Raw genomic sequence first — 18,522 nt, forward strand, 5'->3', positions numbered from 1 at the left:
CACCCGTTCCGGGTGCTGCGGCGGTTCAGACGCAGGGGCGCGTGTGCCAGTATCACCGGCATGGCTGAGGAAGAAATGGTGAATGCCGAACAAGCAGAGCAGCCAGGCGGGCTGTCGGTCGTCGTCACCACCCCCGATGACAGCATCCGCGTCGTCACCGCGGCCGGGAGATCGACCACCACACCGGTGACACACTCGGGCAGGCACTCGAGGTCTCCGACACTCTCAGCCCTCGGGTCGTGGTGGAACTGAGCCAGGTCACCTTCATGGACTCCAGCGGCATCAACGTTCTCCTCGCCGCCCGCCGCGCCCTCAGCGAGGCCGGCGGCTGGCTGCGCCTGGCCGCAGCAGCCGACTCGGTCCTGCGCACCCTGCAACTCGTCGGCCTCGACACCATCATCGACTGCCACGAAACCCTCCACCAGGCACTCAGCAACTGATAGGCCCCTCTACCGCGACCAGCCAGCGGCCGGGCGCCGCTCCCGGCTGCTAGAGGGAACCACCAGGTAGGAGTACTGATCCGCCACGTCGCTAAGGTTGACGCGCAGCAACTCCTCGCCTCGGGACCCCACGACGTGACCTGCTCGGTGGCCGGTCGTTGAGTACGGCATCGCGCCACGAGTCCTCCCCCTCGGGATGCGCGATTTCTCGTGAGCGCCCGGACTTCCATCGCCGGCCCCGGGCCCTCACGTCCGTCATTCTGTGGCCAGCACCTCGGCCGTCTCCTCATCGGTGAGGGTGACCCGGGCGCCGGGCATGCTGCCCCGTTTCCCGGTCCGCGCGATGAACTTCCCTCGGGCCACATCCTCGCGGAGCCGTGCATCATCGCCCGCCCGCCCGCGGCGAGTGTCAGGTGGAAGCGGCACGCGGCCACCATGCGGTCGTGGCACGAGCCGTGTCAGGGCGGGCCGAGGCCGGGCTCCCGGCGCCGGCAGGTGGCGACGGCCAGGGCGCCGCACGCCCAGCAGGGCCGCGGTGACGGCGGCGTGCTGCGCGCCGGGTAGCCGGAGCCCCGGGTAGAACCGCCGGGCGCCGGATCGAGAACGGCCGGATCGATGGCGAGCGCAGTGAGGATATGCAGGCCAACCCGCATGCTCGCCTCCCTGATGCTCGCCCCCTGTCCCGTGACAGCGAAGATGGATCCATTGCCACCGAAGTTTGACTGCAAGCGAGGATTGATGAGCCGCCGTATATCCCAAGGTGCACTGGTCGTCGGCTCGATCGGCGTCCTGATCAACACCGTGGACGCGATCAGGACCGGGCGCCTGGAGCCGCACGATGTCTTCCCCGCCCTGGTCGCGCTCGGTGCGGGTGGTGAACTGCTCAAAGAGCGGCGGCCCCGGGCTGCAAAGGCGTTGTACGCCGTGGCGTCGGTGCTGCTGGTAGTTGCGGGATCCGTCGCGGGTGCCCGGGCATGGGCCTCCCTCTTCAGGGGCACGGCCTATAACTGGCTCGACCTCGGACTCGGGGTTCTGGTCGTGCTCTACGTTGCCGTCGCTACGGGTCAGCTGCTCGCGCGCCCGTCCCGCAGAGCATCGAGGTCTCGCACGAATGCCGGCATGCTCAGCGAGTAGCACCGGCGCTGGTCGAACTTCGGTGGCAATGGATCAATCTTCGCTGTCACGGGACACCCCCGCCGTAATGCCGGGCTGGGAACGTGTGAACGACACATCCCGTCCCGTCTCGACATGCTCTGCTTCACCCGCCGCGTCATCGAGCAGCAGACCGCCCGCCCGGCACAAGACCGAGCAAGGCAGGATGAGGAACGACGGCCACCCGAACCGCAATGGCTGATCCAGTAACGCTGGCCAGGGACAACGTCGACATCCTTCTCACCGCCCACCACATCCTCAGCGAGGCCGGCGGCTGGCTGCGCCCGGACGGAACAGCCTCATGACGAGCGGGGAGCACCAGACGCTGATACGGAAGCCGCTGCTGCACAGGGCCCGCCGTGTTCGAAGACTCGACGCGAAGGTGGACCTGCCGCAGATGAGCAGCGACTCCATAACCCAGGCCTGCACCGCCCGCACGGCAGTTGAGGCAAACGCCGCAAGCCGCGGAACGCGTAAGCTCCATCGGTACATGAGCGACCTGTAGCTGGAGTATCAGTCCTCCACGTCGCCAAGGCTGACGCGCAGCACGTGCATGCCCATCACCAGGTTGGCCAGAGAACCCTCGCCCCGGTTCGACGAAAGCCGGGCTCTTTCACGGCTTCCATGATCGGCCGCGAGCTGTGTGGCGAGGAGATCCGCTCCCGCCATCGCGGCTGCCACGGACGCGGCCTGTCCCGGCCGCTCCTCCTCGTCCTCGGGCGGCATCATCTGCACAGCGGTCCGCTGCAACCGGTTGATGATCACCAAAGAGGGCAGCGTCGCGGCCGCCCCGACCGTCTCCGTCCAGCCACCGACCACCGCGGCGAAGCCCTGATAGAACTCATCATCGGTCCGGGTCGCTGCGGTGATCTCCAGCTCCACCGCCGCCAGCAAGGCACCCAGCAGCCGGAGCCGGTCATCAGGCCGCGGCCCATCAGGCCGGGACTCGGGATCCATCACCGGCGCGGCTCGCATCGCGACCAAAGCCGAGTAGACCTGATCCACACCCACCTGGTGTCCGCTGTCACTCACAACGACAGCTTCACCGTAACTCGCCGAACAGTCGACCAACCTCACGCGTGCCGTGCAGGTCCTCGTCGGCACGCGTCACCAAGCGACGCGTGGGCCTGAGCGGGTCAGTCGGTGCACGTGTCGAGCATGGACGACAGTGCCGTCTTCCCCGCGTCGGTGGTGGTCAGCTACCCAACGCACTTGACGGGCGTAGTCCTTGGCGCAGCTGCGTCGCCGGCCACGGACACCCGGGCGACCTCCGTCTGTACAACTGGGCCGCACCGATCTGACCACGGCCACCAGTCACCTGCCGCAGCACCGCTCGGTCCGCGTCCATCCTATCGATCTCTTCGGCTGGCCGAGCACGGTGGACAGCGCGCCACCTGGAAGCGTTTGCTGGACGCCAAAGGCGTGTCGGCCGCTCGAGAGGGCGCCGTGAACGAAGCGATCTGCGTCTCGGTAGAGCACCACGGACCCGAGCGCTGCGAGGTGACCGTGGCCGGGGAACTGGACGTCCTGACGGCCATGGAACTACGCCATGTCCTGCAAGAAGCGATCACCACGGCCCGGGTGACCGTGGTCGACCTCTCGCGTCTGCAGTTCTGTGACTGCACCGGCCTCAGTGCCCTCCTCGCCGCCCACCGTGTGGCAAAGGAGCGCGGCACCGCACTGCGCCTGCGCGCGGTGCCCTACCCACTCGCCCGCCTACTGCGGCTCACCCGTACCGGCAGCGTCTTCGCCATAGACGCAGCACCCGCACCCGCGGCACTGCACCGGACCGCATGATCAGCCCGCCTGCGAAGCGGCTGAGGGCCAGACGATCCCGCGGTCAGCCATCTCAATCGCCTATGTGGCCGGCAGGGCGATGTGGCGGCGCCCCTGAGTCAGCGGTGCCGCACCTCCGCCTCTGTGGGTCATGAGCGCAGGAAAGGAGCTGCGGCATGGCGTGTGAGCCAGGCGCTGGCAAGTCCGATGACGGCGCCCGCGGCGACATCGCTGGGGTAATGGGCGCCTGACTGCACCCGTTCGAGGGCCACCATGGCGGCCGGCACCGCGCACAGCGCGCCTGCGCCCGGCCAGGCAGGGGCGACGGCGGCGGTGAAAGCGAACGCGGCCGCGGTGTGCCCGGAGGGGAACGAGGACGAGTCGGGGCGGTCGGCGACCTCGTCGTGCGGGATCCACTCCACCGGTGGCCGGGGACGGTCAGCGAGCTGCTTGCACAAACCGTTCGCCGCCAGCTGCGCCGCTGCCAGCGCACCCAGCCCGGCGGCTGCGGTCCTACGGCCCGGCCGGCCGCCCAGCAAGGCCATGACAGCGGCAGCTGTACACCACAGCTTCGTGCTCTCCGCAAACTCCTCCACCGCCGACAGCACCTTGGCGGCCCCCCGCGGAATGCGGGAAGCCGCCCGCCGGGTCAGACTCCGGTCAGCTCTCTGCAGGCCCGCCAGCAACCTCATGCCACTGCGCATACCCCCCAAGCGGTGTGAGGTATGCAGCCGGGCAGCCGCGTTCAGCCCGTCATCCGCTGCACGGCCCAAGATCGTCGGCATCGGGCCGCCACCAACAACGCAGGCTTGCCCAGGGGCACCAGTCCGACCTGGTACGAGAGGCGTCATGGTCAGCATGTGCGGGACATCAGGCTGGACCTCTCCGTACACACCGGCGGCGGCGCCTACCACGGGCGTTCAAGCCCAAAAGTGCGCCAGCGCGGTCGTCAGATCGGGTGGATATCGAAGACCGCGGCGGTGCCGGTCACCCCCAAGCGCTGCCGAAACTGCCGGCTCAGCGGACCTACCAGCAGCAGGATGCCGGGCGGCCAGGAGGTGCCCGAGCAGGTGTTCATCGGCGGAGGCCAGAGCGGCCATGTCCACAATCAACGGGCACCCAGAAGCCGCCGCCTCACCCGAAGACCCTCTCCAACTGGTCCGCGCCGGCCCGATCGGCGCGCCCACGCAGAACCATCGCGAACGCCGCAGGCTCTCGTAGCGGGTGGTGATCACCACCAGGCCGTGAGACGCCGCGCGCGTAGGCTCCACCACCTCGGCATCCCACCGGCCGCACCGAACGATGCCCGGCGTGCAACCCACGATTGGGGGCCAAAAACGGCTCTCAGGCGGTGGGCGGGACACGGAGGGCGAGCAGGGCGGTGTCGTCACTGGCCCAGTCGCCGGTGTGCTCGGCCAGGATCTGGTCGAGGTGACGCACGGTCTCGGTGGCGTCGGCACCGTGCGTGGCCGCCAGGGCTGCGGCGAGGTCGTCCTCGTCGAAGATCGGGCGGGAGGCGCCGGGCCTGTGAGGACGGGGCCGGGCTTCGATGGCGCCGTCGGTGTACAGCAGCAGGTCGCCGGGGGCGAGACGGAAGCGGACGTCGTGCAGTTGCACCTCGGGAAACACCCCGAGGAGGGTGCCGGCCCGCCCGAGGGGCTGGACACGGCCGCCGGCGCGGCGGATGAGCGCCGGCGGATGCCCCGCGGTGCACAGCCGGCCCGCCACGCCCGCGGGTGTGAGGCGGAAGGTGGCGTACACGGCGGTGAGGAAACGGCCTGCACCCACCCGCTGGGCGAGGAGGGCCGAGTTCAACTGGGTGAGCACGGCGGCCGGGGACAGATGCTGGGTGGCCTCCGCGCGCAGGGTGTAGCGGGCCAGCGCGGTGGCCTTCGCCGCTTCGGTGCCCTTGCCGCACACGTCGCCCATCACGGTGCACCACCACGAACCCCTTGAGCGGAAGAGGTCGTAGAAGTCACCGACGACCTCCGTGCCACCGGCGGCGGGAAGGTAGGAGGCCGCGGTGTCCAGGCCGGGGACCGGCCGCAGGATGGGGGGTAGCAGACTGTCCTGCAGACTGCGGGCGAGCTCTGTGGACGCCGCCAGCGCCTCCTGCGAGGCCGTCAGCGAGGTACGTAGGTTGATCTCGTTGCCGGCCGAGCGGGCCATCGTCTCCAGCACGGCCAGCTCGTCCGGCTGCCAGGTGCGCGGGTTCTCGTCGATCACGCACATGCTGCCCAGCACCTCGCCGTCCGGGCCGAGGATCGGATAACCCGCCCACGCGCCGATCTTCATCGGGCCAACTGACGGGTGGTCCCGCGTGCGGGGATCGGCGGCAGCGTCCTCGACCGTGAACCGCTCACAGGCCAGGCCGACGAGGAAGTAGCAGAAGCTCTCCGAGACCGGGTTCTGCCGCACGCCGATACTCGCGGCGTCGACTTCGATGCAGGACTTCCAGAAGGAACGCTGCTCATCCACCAGCGTGATGAAGGCCCGGGCCCAGCCGGTCACGGTCGCCGCCACCTGGGCCAGGCTGTCGAATTCCGGCTCCGGCCCTGTATCGAGGAGTTTGGCTGCGGCCACCGCCGCCAGACGCACAGGATCCGACAGCGCCGCCGGCAGGCCGTCCTCGCGCACCCCACCCGGAAATCTCACCGGCATCCCTGCGCTCCTTCGCCACCTTGCACCCTCGCTGCAAAGGTAGCGGGCCTTCACCGGCAGGCTGCCGCGCGGAAGCAACTCCCATGAACGGGGGTCCCCTGCCTGCCACGTCTGCGCCGCCGTAGGTGCCCAGGCGCGTCCGCGGCGGCTCAGCCGGTGGTGAGCATCCCCTCGCGCAGGCGTGCCAGGCAGCGGGACAGGAGACGGGAGACGTGCATCTGGGAGACCCCGAGATGCTCCCCGATCTGGGCCTGGGTGAGCTCGTCGACGAACCGCATGTGGATGATCTTCCGATCGCGTTCGTCGAGCGCGGCGATCATCGGGGCCAGGGCATGGAAGTCCTCGACGAGTTCCAGGGCGTGGTCGTCGGTGCCGATGAAGTCCGCCAGCGCCGTCTCGCCGTCCTCGCTGGTACTCAAGGCGGCATCGAGGGAGGCGGAGTTGTAACCGTTCGAGGCGAGGCGTGCTTCACGCACCTCGTCCTCGGACAGGCTCATCAGCTCCGCCAGTTCCTTGTCCGTCGGCGTCCTGCCCAGCCGGCTGCGCAGTTCCTCACCGGCGCGGGCGAGCTGGACGCGGGCCTCCTGCAGCCGGCGCGGCACGTGCACGGCCCAGGTGGTGTCGCGGAAGAACCGCTTGATCTCACCCACGATGTAGGGGATGGCAAACGAGGTGAACTCCACTTCCCGTGCCAGCTCGAACCGGTCGATCGCCTTGATCAGACCGATCATGCCGACCTGAACGATGTCCTCCATCTGCTCCGCACCCCGGCTGCGGAACCGGCCCGCTGCGTAGCGGACCAGGGACATGTTCATCTCGATCAACGTGTTGCGGGTATCGCTGTACTCAGGCGTACCCTCCTCCAGCACCGCCAGCCGGGCGAAGAACAGCCCCGACAACCCACGAGCATCCTTCGGGGCCACCCGGGAAGGATCAGTGACCTCCGGCAGACTCCCCGTCCGTATGTCCGTACCGGCAGCAGTCACTGTCGTCATGAGCTTCCCTCCCCATCCATCCCCCGCACGTCGCCGACCCGCTACGGGCCGACGACAGGCCTGGTACCCCCGCAGCTTTGAGCCATGCCCGCAGCTCAGTGCCCCGGCCGCCGGAGCGACCGGGGCGCGGCGGCGCATGAACCCACGCTGCGCCCCCTGGAACTCGTCGGCGGTGACGTGGACGTCACCGGATTCGGGGCCCACTGCACCGAACGGCCGCCCTCGGGAGGATCAGGGTGGGCCATGCGCGTGCCACGGGCTCCACCGGATGCCGTGCAGCGGCGTCCCAGCGCGGGTTCGCACGAAAGCGTCGGCTGTTTCGTCTCCTCGCACTGGCGTTTCGCCCTCGACGGTGGGGGCTACTCGCACGCGGAAGCCCGGGCGAAGCAAGAGACCTATGAGAGCCGGTGTGATGCTCCGGCGGCCTGCGCCGATGGGATCGTGCAGAGACGGATGACAAGGGGTTGGTCGCGATGACCGTGGCCACACAGCAAGGCGGCGGGGGCGGCTCCAGCGGCCTGTATGACGTTTTGGAACTCGTTCTCGACCGCGGGCTGGTGATCGACGCGTTCGTGCGGGTCTCCCTGGTCGGTATCGAGATACTCAAGATCGACGTACGGGTCGTGGTCGCCAGCGTCGACACCTATCTCCGCTTCGCCGAGGCCTGCAACCGCCTCGACCTGGAAGCCGGACCCCGCAAGCCGGCCGGGCTGACGGAGCTCACCGGAAAGCTCTCCGAGTCCGGCGCCCAGGGCAAGACCAAGGGGGCGCTCTCCGGCGCCGCGGAGACCATCTCCGACGCCTTCAACCAGGCGCGCGAGGGGGGCCGGGAGCGTCAGGGCGAGCGGGCCGCGCGCAGGAGGGAGGACTGACGGATGGGTACCTACGTCTACGGGATCATTCGCGCCTCACATTCCCCGCTGCGCCAGGATCTGGAGGGCATCGGTGAGGCCCCGCGCCCGGTACGCGTCGTGGGCCGGGGTGAGGTGGCCGCGATCGTCAGCGATGCCCCCGAGGGGCTGCGGCCCAAGCGCCGTGATCTGCTGGCCCACCAGCGTGTGCTGGACGAAGCCGGAGCCGGTGGCGTGGTCCTGCCGATGCGGTTCGGCAGCACCGCGGCGGACGACGACACGGTGACCACGGTGCTCACCGAGCGTGCAGAACACTTCCTCGAGCGCCTGCAGGCACTGGACGGCACCGCGGAGTACAACATCAAGGCCAACCACGACGAGGAGGCCGTGCTCCGCCTGATCATGGCGGCCCACGACGACATCCGGTCCCTCGCGGACGCGAACCGGGAAGCCGGCGGCGGCACGCAGGAGCAGAAGATCCAGCTCGGAGAGATGATCACCGCCGCCGTCCAGGCGCGCGAGGCGACGGACGCGGAGCTGCTGCACCAGGCACTGGCGCCGATCGCCGAGGCAGTCAGCACCGGACCCCAGAGCACCGGCTGGCTCGCCAACCTCTCCTTCCTGGTGAACCACACTTCAGCGGAGCGGTTCCTGGCCGCAGTCGATGAATTCCGTACGGAGCACCGGCACCTCGAACTGCGCGTCAACGGCCCGCTGCCGCCCTACAGCTTCGTCGACACCACCTCCTCCGCGCAGGCCGAAGGTGGCACCGCGGAAGCCTTCGGAGCCGCAGCAGCACAGCCGAACAGCTGACGCCCTCCCAGCGGTGGCGGTGGCCGCAGAGTGCGGCAGGGCCGGCGCAGGTTCCGTCACCGCGGATGGGTACCCGGCGCTGGATAAATCCTCATTCCCATCGAGGTGAAGGCAATGACCACTTCACACGGGCCGTCCATGGAGACGCACCCTGACATCGTCGACATGCGCATGCGGCACGAGATGGCCGAACGGGCCACGAGCACCCCGCAGGGGCAGGCCACCGGAATGCTGGCATTCCTCACCGGCATCTACCTGGCGGCATCACCGTGGATCACCGGATTCAACGGCCTGCCCACACTCGCCGTCAACAACCTCCTGGTAGGACTCGCCTACGCCCTCCTGATGAGCGGCGGCTTCGGCCGCGCCTACGAACGCACCCACAGCATGGCCTGGGGAGCCTGCGCCCTGGGAGCCTGGACCATCATCGCGCCGTGGGTAGTTGCAGGCGACGTGAGCACCACCAAAACCATCCTCAACAACGTCATCACCGGCGCCCTCGCCCTCATCCTCGCCTTGGCCGCCAGCACAGCCGCCCGAGCAGCCGAATCCCCCACGACCCCACGGGGCATGACACCGCCCTACTCAACCGGACGCTGACTGCAGCAAGACGTCCTCCAACCCCCACGCGGCGGCAGGGCCAGGCGTCCGCGGTCGGCCCAAAGGCGCCTCTCGCCGGCGGCCGCCTCCAGCCAGCTGCCGCCGGCGGACCGGACCAGTGTCGGCGGGACATCAGGACATTGGCGGACAGCGGTTGAGGTCGTCCCGTTCGTCTCGGCGAGAATCTGGCCGCATCGGTCACCTCTGGGTCGCGAAGCCATGGGCTCGCATCCGGGCAGCCGCACCGCGTCACCTCAGATGAAAACGAAGAAGAGGATCAAGACGGGTCCTGAGAGTAGGAGTCGTCTCCGCCAGCCATGAGCGCATCCCCTCTGCCTGCCATCGGGTACCCCGTCGGCGGTCGCCTGGCGGGGGTGCCGTGTGCGGGGCGGCGTCGCCTCTCAGCCGACGGTAGGCCGGTCGCCGCCCGGGACCAGGCGTGCGTGTCGGCCCCGGGGGCAGGACAGCAGCCGCTCGTCGAGCCCCAGCCGCTGCGCCTGGGTCAGGAAGTCCTCGAGCGGTGAGCGGAAGACGGTGTAGTCCTCGTAGTGCACGGGCAGCACCCGGCGGGGGGCCAGGCGCCGGGCGAGTTCCGCTCCCTGCGCGCCGTCCATGGTCACCACGAAGCCGCCGGGCAGCTGCGTGCCGCCCAGGTGGAGGACGGCCAGGTCGGCGGCGGGGAAACGGCGGGCGATCTCCTCTAGGCCGTCGAACAGCAGGGTGTCGCCCGAGACGTACAGGCGCAGCCGCACCGGTCCGGCGGCCGGGCCGAATTCCAGCATGCTGCCCATGACGGGCGGCAGCAGGCGGCGCAGCACGGGGTGCAGGGCGTGCCGTCCGGGCAGCGAGGTCACGCGGACCTGCGCGGTGCCGCGCCGCAGCGTGCAGCTCTCCCAGGTGCGCAGGCCTCCTGCCCGGTGAAAACCCTGCAGGGTGCGCAGCCGGCGCGCGGCGTGCGGTGTCGTGATGATCGGGAGCGAGTGGTCCAGGTGGCTTCTGGCGCGGCGGTCCCAGTGGTCACCGTGCAGGTGCGAGAGGACGACGCCGTCCAGACGGGGCAGGTCCGCGGCGTCAAGGGCGGGTTCGGTGAGCCTGCGGCTGACCAGTCCGTATCCCAGGTGGGCGCGTTCGCCTCGGTGCAGGAGGTTGGGGTCCGTCAGCAGGGTCAGTCCGCCGAACCGCAGCAGGACCGTGGCGTTGCCGATGAAGTGGAGGTCGATGGCGTCGTCGAAGGAGGTCATACCGGTTCCTGCCCGGCGGGCGCGGCCCGTCTGTTCGGCACGGTCTGGTTGCCGGCCCCCGGGTTCCCCTCACGCCGGGGGTGCATACGCCGCGCCGTCCCTTGCGACAGGGGGCGGCCGATCACGCGGGTGGCGCCGTCACGTCTGTGCCGATCAGCGGCATTCCAGCCGCTGCGGCCGCTTCTCACCGTCTGCGGGCGAGGAGCGGGCCGGCGTACAGCTCAGGCTTGGCGGGCCGCGACGAAGCAGATCGCGGCTCGGACGGTGATGATCATGTCGGCTTCCTCTTCGGAGAAGGCCGTGGAGGTGACGAGGGCGGCCGGGAAGCCGCGCCGTGTGAACAAGCTGAGCTCGAGCAGGGTGCGGGCCGTTCGGCGCTGGTGCAGGGCGAACGCGGCGAGTACGAGCAGTCCGCCGGCCACCGACGTCCAGCCGCGCAGGGGAAGGTGTCCGAGGTCCACTCCGATCAGCGGGTACACGAGGAGCCCGGTGAGTGCGGCCAGGGCGGTCCCGGGCCAGTCCGGGGCGGGACGGTGCGGGGCGCGGTTTGCCGGGAGCAGCGGGGACAGGCCCAGCACCACTGCGGCTAGCGGAACGTTCACCAGGAACGCGGCCCGCCAGGACGAGCCGAACAGGTCGGCGTGGGTCAGTATGGGCCTCCTTTCGCGCTGTGGAACCGGGAACGGACCCGGTCACCGGGCCAGCGTGGGAGTGCGAGCGGGAGGGACTCCCTCGGGGCGGGACAGGCTGCAGATTCTGCCGTTTCCTGTGGTCGCTCATCGCGCCGTTGCTGCCCGTGCCGGGTCCGAAACTGGTGGAGGGCAGACCGCGGGTCTTCTTGCGAGGCCCCCCACGAACCTGGTGGGAGCGCCGTCGGGGGCCTGCCGCCGGTGAGCGTCGGCCGGGGCTCTGCGTGGCGGCGTCGTGTCACTCGGTTTTGGGGGTGCAGCGCATGCCGATGCAGACGCAGCCCGTGCCGTCCCTAAGGGTGGATAAGACCACGGGCATGTAGTCCTCGCTGAACGCCGCGCCAACTCCCGCGCCGGCGAAGACCCTGTCCGTCACGGGGACCAGGTCGATCTCCAGGGGTTCGGAGTAGTTGCCCCCCGGCCGGCAGGCGCGCCCAGGCCCACCGGGCCGCCGCGACACCCAGTGTGGACCTGGGCATGCCTGGTAGATCCCGCGCACGCCTTGGGGCAACCAGTCGGGTCAGGGGTGCATGAGCGTGTCGAGCTGTGCAGCGAGGTCGGGATGAGTGGTGGCCAGGTGGGGGCGGGTGGCGTGGAGGGGTTGGATGAGCTCGGCGGGGTCGTCGTGGGCAAGAGCCGCGTGGAGCTGGCTGACCGGGAGGCGGGCCGTGGTGGGCAGGTCACTGAGGGCGGTGATCTGGCCGGCGATGCGGCGCAGGTCGGCTGCGTTGCGGCGGGCCCAGGCGGCGGTGGTGCGTTCGGCGGCGCGGCGTTCGCGGGTGGCCTGGACGCGTTGCTCGCCGGTGGTTCCGGCGGGGCCGGGGCGGCCACGCAGGTAGCGTCGTTCGGCGGCCTGCCGGCTGGCGACACCGAGGGGGTGGGCCAGGTCGGCCCAGCTGGCTCCCGCGTCGCGGGCGGTTTCGATCAGGCCGGTCTCCCATCCGGCGAGCTGCTCGCGCACCTGCCGCAGCAGCATCAGCGAGGCCAGCGCCTGCTCCGGCCCGGGACCGGGCGCCTCCGGGGCGTCGGGGGTCTCCCGACGGGCGTCGCGCAGGGCGTCGTCTATGGCGTGCAGGGCCGCGGCGGCGGCGAGGAACGACGCCGGGCCATGGACGTTCGTACCGGGCGTGGACGGCCGGTCGGATGCGGTCACGGACACCTCCCTCTCATAGTCATCGCATAGATGACATCGCGTTTGTCATCCATTGGATGACATGCTACAACGGTGTCAGTGAGGCGCATTGGCAGCAACTGCCTGAACCTGCTGGAGGTGTTTTCACGATGTTGATGCGCACTGACCCCTTCCGTGAGCTGGACCGGCTGGCGCAGCAGCTGACGGGCCCGGGCACCTGGTCCCGCCCGTCGGTGATGCCGATGGACGCCTACCGCGAGGGCGACGAGTACGTGGTGGCCTTCGACCTTCCGGGCGTCCCCGCGGACGCGATCGACATCGACGTCGAGCGGAACATGCTCACCGTCAAGGCCGAGCGGCGGCCGGCGGCGAAGGCCGACGACGTGCAGATGGAGCTGTCCGAGCGGCCGCTGGGTGTCTTCTCCCGCCAGATCGTGCTCGCCGACACCCTCGACACCGAGCACATCCAGGCCGACTACGACGCCGGGGTGCTCACCCTGCGCATCCCGATCGCCGAGCGCGCCAAGCCCCGCAAGATCTCCGTCGGCGTCGGATCCGGCCGCAAGGAGATCTCCGGCTGACACCGGCCGGATGGGTGCGGAGAGCGGCACCTGATCTCCCCCTCATCGCGCTCTCCGCACCCCCAGGGGCAGTCCGAGGAAGGGTGGCGGCCGAGATGACACTGCGACGCGAAGCGTTCCTCGATCACGTGAAGGAACGCGGCGAGTATGGCACTGCGGAGGAAGCCGAGCGTGCGGCCCGTGTGGTCCTCGCCCTCCTCGGCGCACACCTGGTCGGCGACGTCCGCGCTCAGCTGGCGGCGCGCCTGCCCGAGACGTTCGCCTGGATCCTGCTCAACCCGCTGACCAGCGCCGAGCCGCTGCCCCCGGAGCGGTTCGTCCGCGCAACCGCCGCGTGGATCGAAGGCGCCACGGAGCAGACCGCGGCCTGGGACGTCAGCGCCGTGCTGTCCACCGTCGCCGACGCCGCCGGCGAAGACCTGCTGGGCCAGATCCTGCTCCAGCTCCCCGCCGGCTACGACCTGCTCTTCGGCCGCCCCCGACCCACCTGACCCTCCCGCACCCCGGATCCCGAACACCGGCCGCACAAGAAAGGCAACCACGCAGTGATCTCCGACCGGCACGCACCGTCCCGGCAGCCGTACGGGACGGCATACGAGCAGATGCTGGAAAAGGTCCGCTACGAGGGCGCCTACCCCACCCGCGAAAGAGCCGACGAAGCCGTCTGTCTGGTTCTTGCCGGACTGGGCCGCCAGCTGACCGGAGACGAACGCGTCGACCTGGCCCGCTGCCTGCCCCCGGAAGCCGCACGCGTGCTGACCGCGCAGATCCCCGACCCCCAGCCGCTGACCGGCTGGGCCTTCGTCAAGGACCTCGCCGCCCGCACCGGCGCCTCCCTGGCAACCACCCGCTGGGACACCGGCTCCGTCTTCTGCGCCGTTGCCGCCTACGCGGGCGCCGACCTGATCACCCGCATCCTGCACGAGCTCCCCACCGGCTACGGCCTGCTGTTCGGCCGCGCCGAACTCACCCAGGCCGCGTAGACGGCGAACGTGCGTAGGGCGGGCGCGACGACCGCTACGCCGCTGTCCACCCTGCGCCCCAGGGGCACGCTGGGACAAGGCCCTCGCCTTCCAGGCCGGGACCCCGGCCCAGGGGCTCTTTGATCCGTATCCGGGCCACACGCCCACCACGTCCGCCGTGGCGGGACACTCATTCCAGGTCCGGCCTTCGAGCAAGCGGCCGCCGGCCTTCGAGGTCAGCCCACCGACCTGCTTGAAGAACAAGGCCGACCGAAGATCGACACACCGGTCTCGAATATCGCGAACCCAGGCCAAGTCCGACGGGCTTCAGCGTGAGCAGTGCGCCGTCGACACCGGCCGAAGCCACCGGCAAGGCATACGAGACACGACCGACGAGATGCTCGAAACTGCCCAGGCAGCGGGCCGCTTTGCTCCCAACACCGCAGCCGAAAAGCCGTGGCGACGAAGCAGCGGGTCCGGCATCATCCCCGTGTGATTGTCATGCAACCCGTTCCGGAGGTCTCAGCCTCCGACGACTTCGAGCTCTGGCCCGTCGGCGAGCACGAGTCAAATGGCTGCCGCTCGATGCCCACGCAGCGGACGGCAGCCCGGTGATCGAGCTGCCGGTAGACCAGGTACGCAGGCTCGTCGCCGACGCTCGCCGGGATGCGCAGGACTTCCTCAGCCTTGCCGGAACCTGGACGGAACAACACATGCCAGCACATGCTGCTGCCGTCATCACCGTCCTGGCACGGGCACTGGACCTGGTACCCGCACCATGCCCAGCTTCCTGACCCACCGAGCGCGCGTGCACGACGCCGGGCTCCCCCTCCACCGGCGGCACAGCGCGCTGCGCACCTGCCTCACCGTTTTTGCTCCTTATGGTCTGCGGGCGACGTACCACCACCTCACGCTCAGCGCCGCGATCCCCCGTCGGCTGGAGGCGGACCCCGACGCGCTGGTGCGGGCGGCGGAGGAACTGCACGAGGCCCGGGAGCTGTGGCTCGTGCGGGCAGACCAGTACGCCGAGCAACGCCGGGCGGAGAAGCACGCTGGGCGGCGGGCCGTACCGAACCCTCGGCCGTGGTGGCTACGGAACTGGTGGGAAAGTCCCGACCGTGCCTGGTTCGAAGACCCGTCCCGTCACCCGTCGCTGTGCCTGTCCGAGTACGTACGGCGACAGAACGCGATCCTGGACGGTACCGAGCCGCCTGGCTGCCCGGCCTGTGGGGATGAGGGACCGCCAGTGCTGCGCTCGACCGGGCACGGTGGGGTCGAGCTTTGCCGAGGCTGCGCGTGGTTGCTGACGCCCTGTCCGTGCGGGCAACTGCACCGGTTCGTGCCGGAGACCCCGTTCAACTGGAACGAGATCTGGCAGCGGGCGCACATGAGCGATGACGGAAGGCCTAACTCACTTTGGCCTGCGCGCTAGGCCTTGTCCCGCAAACGATCTCTGAGCATGGCGTGGTGGACACCATCTCCTTTCAGGCGGCAGTCGCGAAGGAACTTCCAGCTCTCCATGCGGGCGAAGAACGTGCTCGACGCGGGCTCGGCCCTTGCGGTGGGAAGCATTGTGTTCCTCTTTCCAGGCTGGGAGTCCGGCCTGGCCTGGTTCGCGACGGTGCGGGACGACCAGGCCGGTGCCCCGGTAACCGCCGTCCGCGATCAGGGTGGTACTGCCCGACGGAGGCCCTCGCGAAGGACAGCTCCCATGCCTTGCAGTCGTTGCGGTCCGCAGGCACCGGCTGGCCGACCACAACGACCATCCGTGTCTCTGCGTCGATGACGACTTGGTGGATGGTGGAGTACCTGTAGGTCTCGGACTGCTCAGCGGCGCTGTGGTCGCGGGTGGGCACGAGCGTGCCGTCGACGATGAGCACGGTGCCGGCGCGGAAGCGTTGCCGCTGCTTGAGCGCAAGCAACGGACCAACGTGGTCGATGATGCGGTCGGCAGCTGACTCGGAGATGCCGAACAGCAGGGCAAGCTGGCGCAGTGTCAGGTTGGTTCGCCAGTACGCCGGTGACCACCAGCACCCGGTCTTCCAGCGGCAGCGACCAGGAGCGCCCCCGGCGAGCCAGCGCAGCACCTTCTCGGCGCAACGCAGCGACCCGCAAAGCCGTCACCCAGCCGCAACGGCATTCCCGTCGATCCACAGAACCCACCCGTTCCAAGCGCTGAATCTCGCACTCTGCCGCTCCCAGATACCCGAGGCCGAGGACCATCGCGGCACGCCCGGCGACGCAGAAGCAGCCCTGCCCGGTCCGGCAGCCCAACCCCGGTTCGCGGCACAAGGCCAAAAACCGTGGCCAGGGTGGTGCACAGGGCGTTGAAGTTGTCGCCGGGATGGGGAGGTCACGCCGTCGGATACCAAGAGCCAGCATCGGTCCGTGCCGCCTCAGTAAGTGAGGCCTGGCACCCTTCGGCCAGGACGTGCTTGCAGCCCTCAGGTCCAGAGATCCACTTGGTCGCGTATGGACCACATGAGATGACCAAGACCGATGAGGGAGTTCTTCTCCACGTTATCGAGGTCTGCTGAATCCCTCTTCCGCGTGTTCGTCAGTACGGCCAAGCAGTAGCCGTCGGCGGTGCGAGCCAGGTACGAATTGGTTCCCGCGAAATCCCCACCGTGATACATGGATCCATTGTAGTTGCGCCACCCCAGGGCGTATCCATCTGATCCCGACAGTCCCGAAGGCTTGGTCATGTAATCGAGCCAGCCGGAGTCGAGAAGGTCTGGCAGCTTGGACATGAATTTCACCAGGTCCGTGGCGGTACCCAGCCAACCTCCGTGGGAATCCATCCGGGTTACAGGTATGCCGTATGGATTGCCGCCCGCTTGGTCATAGTAGGTTACTTCCCCAGCACGACGCTCCGCCACCGTGTTGCCGGCGATATACATGTCCGTTATTCCACAGGGCCCCAAGATATTGTCTCGCACATAAGCTTCATAGGGCTTCCCACTCGCCCTTTCGATGATCCGACCGAGCAAACAATACCCGAAATTCGAGTAGGCGAATTTCAGACCTGGCGGATTTTGCAGCGGCCTGTGCGAGAGCACCCATGCGATCAACTGTTTGTGAGTGAAGGAAGGATTGACATATATCGGGTCGCTGCTGTCGTTCGCCCAGCCACCACAGGAGTGTTCCAGTAGATGCCGTACAGTGATTTCCTTGAACTTCGGGTCCAGTGACGCATCAAACCCATTCAGCCATCCCATACTCCCGAAGACCAGGTCAGCGGGAGCCAAGGAGCCTTCAGATGCCAGTTTCATCACAGCAGTCGCAGTTATTGGTTTGGAGGCGCTGGCGATTCGGAACAGGCTGGAATTTTTGACCCCTTCCAGGCTGGTCTTGTCGGCGTAGCCGAAACCTTGAGCGTAGACCAGTTGCCCACCCTTGGCGACGGCGACCGAGAGGCCCGGAACATTATATTTCACCAAAAATCTGCGCACCAGATTCGAAATGACCGGATTCATCTCACGCCTCTCCCAGATCGGGCAGAAGCGGGCCAGTATTTCTGGCTTGGCTGCCGCATTGAACCCGCCCAGGGCGACCATTCGATAGCCAGCCATCCGTTTTAGCGGTACTTCACTCGCTACCGTGAGGTCAGTGACACCATGCCGGGCATAGAGCGGAATCCACGAAGCACCATTCTCTCTCTCCCAAAGACTTATAAAGCGATGTGTGTCGGGCTGCCCCCCAGGATTGCTCCTTCTGTGACCGAAGACTCGGACCGGCCTGTAACCTTCCCCTATCAGGGACTCAAAATCGTGCTGGTAGGCAGTCGCAAGCGATTCCACCACCGCCCAGTCCCGACCATCAGAATTCTCCCAGATCAGGGCGCATTTCGTGTCGTTCGCGGGGCCAGGGTAGACGGTGACATCCACGACACGCTGGCCGTTTGATCTGATCTCATTGATCTTCGAATAGAGCTCACCGTACGGGATGCCCCACTGCTCTTCCCGATCAGTTCTCGTCGATTTCTCCCAGATGGAAGCGATGAACACATCATCAAGGACGGTGTGCCCGCTAATGCGCACAGGCCTGTACCCCTCGGCTGTGCGCTGGTTATGGATACCTTGATAGTCGGCCACTGGCGTATGGTGAGCACTCCAGTGGAAAGCTCCCTCAAGCCCGTCCCACTTTTCCCAGATCACACCAAACCGCACGTGGTCGATTGCTTGGGTCGAGCTGGAGGGAACTTCGTATCCGCAGAGATCCACAATTCGATATCCGCGAACCGTGACGTACAAATCGAAGTTCGACCTGTACTGCTTGTCAGTAAGGTTCCACTGAGGCTGCTGCAGGGCCATTTTTTCTCACACCCGTCGGGATCGACGTACCCCCACAGTTTCATGGCGTCACACTTGAAACATTAGTACTCATCTGCCGCACCCGCATCAGAGTTGGAGTATCGATAGCAGCTGACATCTCTCAAGCACCGAGCGCATACAGGATCTGGGGCGCGGTCCGGTCAGTGCCCCGGCGCTCCCCCGCCGTGCGGCGTCCGGTGCGCGTCGAACCGCCGAGTATCCGGTGTGCGCGTTCGCCCAGTGGCCTGCACGATCGCTACGTTGCCGCTCGTGCTCTCCCTCGTACCAGTCCGGAGCGTTTTTCTGGAACTTGCGG

19 protein-coding genes and 2 pseudogenes are annotated in these 18,522 nt (G+C 68.2%); 10 read left to right on the forward strand and 11 right to left on the reverse strand.

Going from position 1 to position 18,522, the window contains the following annotated elements; genetic code table 11:
* Positions 1–170: 170 nt before the first annotated feature.
* Positions 171–440: an STAS domain-containing protein gene (locus tag FHS34_RS09730; RefSeq protein WP_308288281.1), complete on the forward strand. Its 270-nt coding sequence runs from the start codon at positions 171–173 to the stop codon at positions 438–440.
* Between the two features lie 651 nt (positions 441–1,091).
* Positions 1,092–1,574: a hypothetical protein gene (locus tag FHS34_RS09735; protein ID WP_184963299.1), complete on the forward strand. Its 483-nt coding sequence runs from the start codon at positions 1,092–1,094 to the stop codon at positions 1,572–1,574.
* Between the two features lie 531 nt (positions 1,575–2,105).
* On the opposite strand, the gene FHS34_RS09740 is transcribed toward FHS34_RS09735, so the two are convergent.
* Positions 2,106–2,597 carry a hypothetical protein gene (locus tag FHS34_RS09740; protein WP_184963301.1) on the reverse strand — a complete coding sequence of 164 codons (492 nt, stop codon included), beginning with the start codon at positions 2,595–2,597 and terminating at the stop codon, positions 2,106–2,108.
* 441 nt (positions 2,598–3,038) lie between these two features.
* On the opposite strand from FHS34_RS09740, the gene FHS34_RS43765 reads away from it, so the two are divergent.
* Complete coding sequence (locus FHS34_RS43765) at positions 3,039–3,389, forward strand: STAS domain-containing protein (protein ID WP_184963303.1); 351 nt, start codon at positions 3,039–3,041, stop codon at positions 3,387–3,389.
* A gap of 128 nt (positions 3,390–3,517) precedes the next feature.
* On the opposite strand, the gene FHS34_RS09750 is transcribed toward FHS34_RS43765, so the two are convergent.
* The 4 genes from FHS34_RS09750 to FHS34_RS09760 form a co-directional block, all read right to left on the reverse strand.
* Positions 3,518–4,060, reverse strand: coding sequence for a phosphatase PAP2 family protein (locus FHS34_RS09750; RefSeq protein WP_184963305.1), 543 nt, complete (start codon positions 4,058–4,060; stop codon positions 3,518–3,520).
* Positions 4,061–4,317: 257 nt separating this feature from the next.
* Entirely contained in the window at positions 4,318–4,446 is a 129-nt protein-coding gene (locus tag FHS34_RS43400) for a hypothetical protein (RefSeq protein WP_263978351.1), read from the reverse strand.
* A gap of 266 nt (positions 4,447–4,712) precedes the next feature.
* Entirely contained in the window at positions 4,713–6,029 is a 1,317-nt protein-coding gene (locus tag FHS34_RS09755; protein WP_184963307.1) for a SpoIIE family protein phosphatase, read from the reverse strand.
* 149 nt (positions 6,030–6,178) lie between these two features.
* Positions 6,179–7,024, reverse strand: coding sequence for an RNA polymerase sigma factor SigF (locus FHS34_RS09760; protein WP_184963309.1), 846 nt, complete (start codon positions 7,022–7,024; stop codon positions 6,179–6,181).
* Between the two features lie 473 nt (positions 7,025–7,497).
* Between FHS34_RS09760 and FHS34_RS09765 the strand changes: the two genes are divergently transcribed.
* The 3 genes from FHS34_RS09765 to FHS34_RS09775 all read left to right on the forward strand — a co-directional run bounded on the left by FHS34_RS09765 (position 7,498) and on the right by FHS34_RS09775 (position 9,288).
* Complete coding sequence (locus tag FHS34_RS09765; protein WP_184963311.1) at positions 7,498–7,896, forward strand: gas vesicle structural protein GvpA; 399 nt, start codon at positions 7,498–7,500, stop codon at positions 7,894–7,896.
* 3 nt (positions 7,897–7,899) lie between these two features.
* Positions 7,900–8,688 (forward strand): GvpL/GvpF family gas vesicle protein, encoded by a 789-nt coding sequence (locus FHS34_RS09770; protein WP_184963313.1) that lies wholly within the window; start codon positions 7,900–7,902, stop codon positions 8,686–8,688.
* 138 nt (positions 8,689–8,826) lie between these two features.
* Positions 8,827–9,288: an SPW repeat protein gene (locus FHS34_RS09775; RefSeq protein ID WP_184964242.1), complete on the forward strand. Its 462-nt coding sequence runs from the start codon at positions 8,827–8,829 to the stop codon at positions 9,286–9,288.
* 401 nt (positions 9,289–9,689) lie between these two features.
* Here the strand turns inward: FHS34_RS09775 and FHS34_RS09780 are convergent, their stop codons facing one another.
* The 3 genes from FHS34_RS09780 to FHS34_RS09790 all read right to left on the reverse strand — a co-directional run bounded on the left by FHS34_RS09780 (position 9,690) and on the right by FHS34_RS09790 (position 12,371).
* Positions 9,690–10,529, reverse strand: a complete 840-nt coding sequence (locus FHS34_RS09780) for an MBL fold metallo-hydrolase (protein WP_184963315.1) — start codon at positions 10,527–10,529, stop codon at positions 9,690–9,692.
* A 221-nt stretch (positions 10,530–10,750) separates the two neighbouring features.
* Positions 10,751–11,110, reverse strand: a complete 360-nt coding sequence (locus tag FHS34_RS09785) for a hypothetical protein (RefSeq protein WP_184963317.1) — start codon at positions 11,108–11,110, stop codon at positions 10,751–10,753.
* 628 nt (positions 11,111–11,738) lie between these two features.
* Positions 11,739–12,371: a type III effector protein gene (locus FHS34_RS09790; protein WP_184963319.1), complete on the reverse strand. Its 633-nt coding sequence runs from the start codon at positions 12,369–12,371 to the stop codon at positions 11,739–11,741.
* 128 nt (positions 12,372–12,499) lie between these two features.
* Here FHS34_RS09790 and FHS34_RS09795 point away from each other — a divergent pair, with 128 nt between their 5' ends.
* From FHS34_RS09795 to FHS34_RS09805, 3 genes are all read left to right on the forward strand, one after another.
* Positions 12,500–12,931: an Hsp20/alpha crystallin family protein gene (locus tag FHS34_RS09795; RefSeq protein ID WP_184963321.1), complete on the forward strand. Its 432-nt coding sequence runs from the start codon at positions 12,500–12,502 to the stop codon at positions 12,929–12,931.
* A 95-nt stretch (positions 12,932–13,026) separates the two neighbouring features.
* Positions 13,027–13,422, forward strand: a complete 396-nt coding sequence (locus tag FHS34_RS09800; RefSeq protein WP_184963323.1) for a DUF2267 domain-containing protein — start codon at positions 13,027–13,029, stop codon at positions 13,420–13,422.
* Between the two features lie 54 nt (positions 13,423–13,476).
* Positions 13,477–13,914: a DUF2267 domain-containing protein gene (locus FHS34_RS09805; protein ID WP_184963325.1), complete on the forward strand. Its 438-nt coding sequence runs from the start codon at positions 13,477–13,479 to the stop codon at positions 13,912–13,914.
* 174 nt (positions 13,915–14,088) lie between these two features.
* On the opposite strand, the pseudogene FHS34_RS44415 reads toward FHS34_RS09805, so the two are convergent.
* A pseudogene (locus tag FHS34_RS44415) lies at positions 14,089–14,208 on the reverse strand (DUF5131 family protein); the annotation flags it as partial.
* A 463-nt stretch (positions 14,209–14,671) separates the two neighbouring features.
* Here FHS34_RS44415 and FHS34_RS09810 point away from each other — a divergent pair.
* Positions 14,672–15,325 (forward strand): hypothetical protein, encoded by a 654-nt coding sequence (locus FHS34_RS09810; RefSeq protein ID WP_184963328.1) that lies wholly within the window; start codon positions 14,672–14,674, stop codon positions 15,323–15,325.
* Here FHS34_RS09810 and FHS34_RS09815 read toward each other — a convergent pair.
* Positions 15,322–16,002, reverse strand: a pseudogene (locus tag FHS34_RS09815) (transposase); the annotation flags it as partial. The gene FHS34_RS09810 and the pseudogene FHS34_RS09815 sit on opposite strands and share 4 nt — an antisense overlap.
* Before the next feature lie 335 nt (positions 16,003–16,337).
* Positions 16,338–18,206 carry a serine hydrolase gene (locus FHS34_RS09820; RefSeq protein ID WP_184963330.1) on the reverse strand — a complete coding sequence of 623 codons (1,869 nt, stop codon included), beginning with the start codon at positions 18,204–18,206 and terminating at the stop codon, positions 16,338–16,340.
* Positions 18,207–18,522: the final 316 nt, after the last annotated feature.

Origin of the sequence: Streptomyces echinatus, from assembly GCF_014203595.1 — a bacterium.
GTDB lineage: Bacteria > Actinomycetota > Actinomycetes > Streptomycetales > Streptomycetaceae > Streptomyces > Streptomyces echinatus.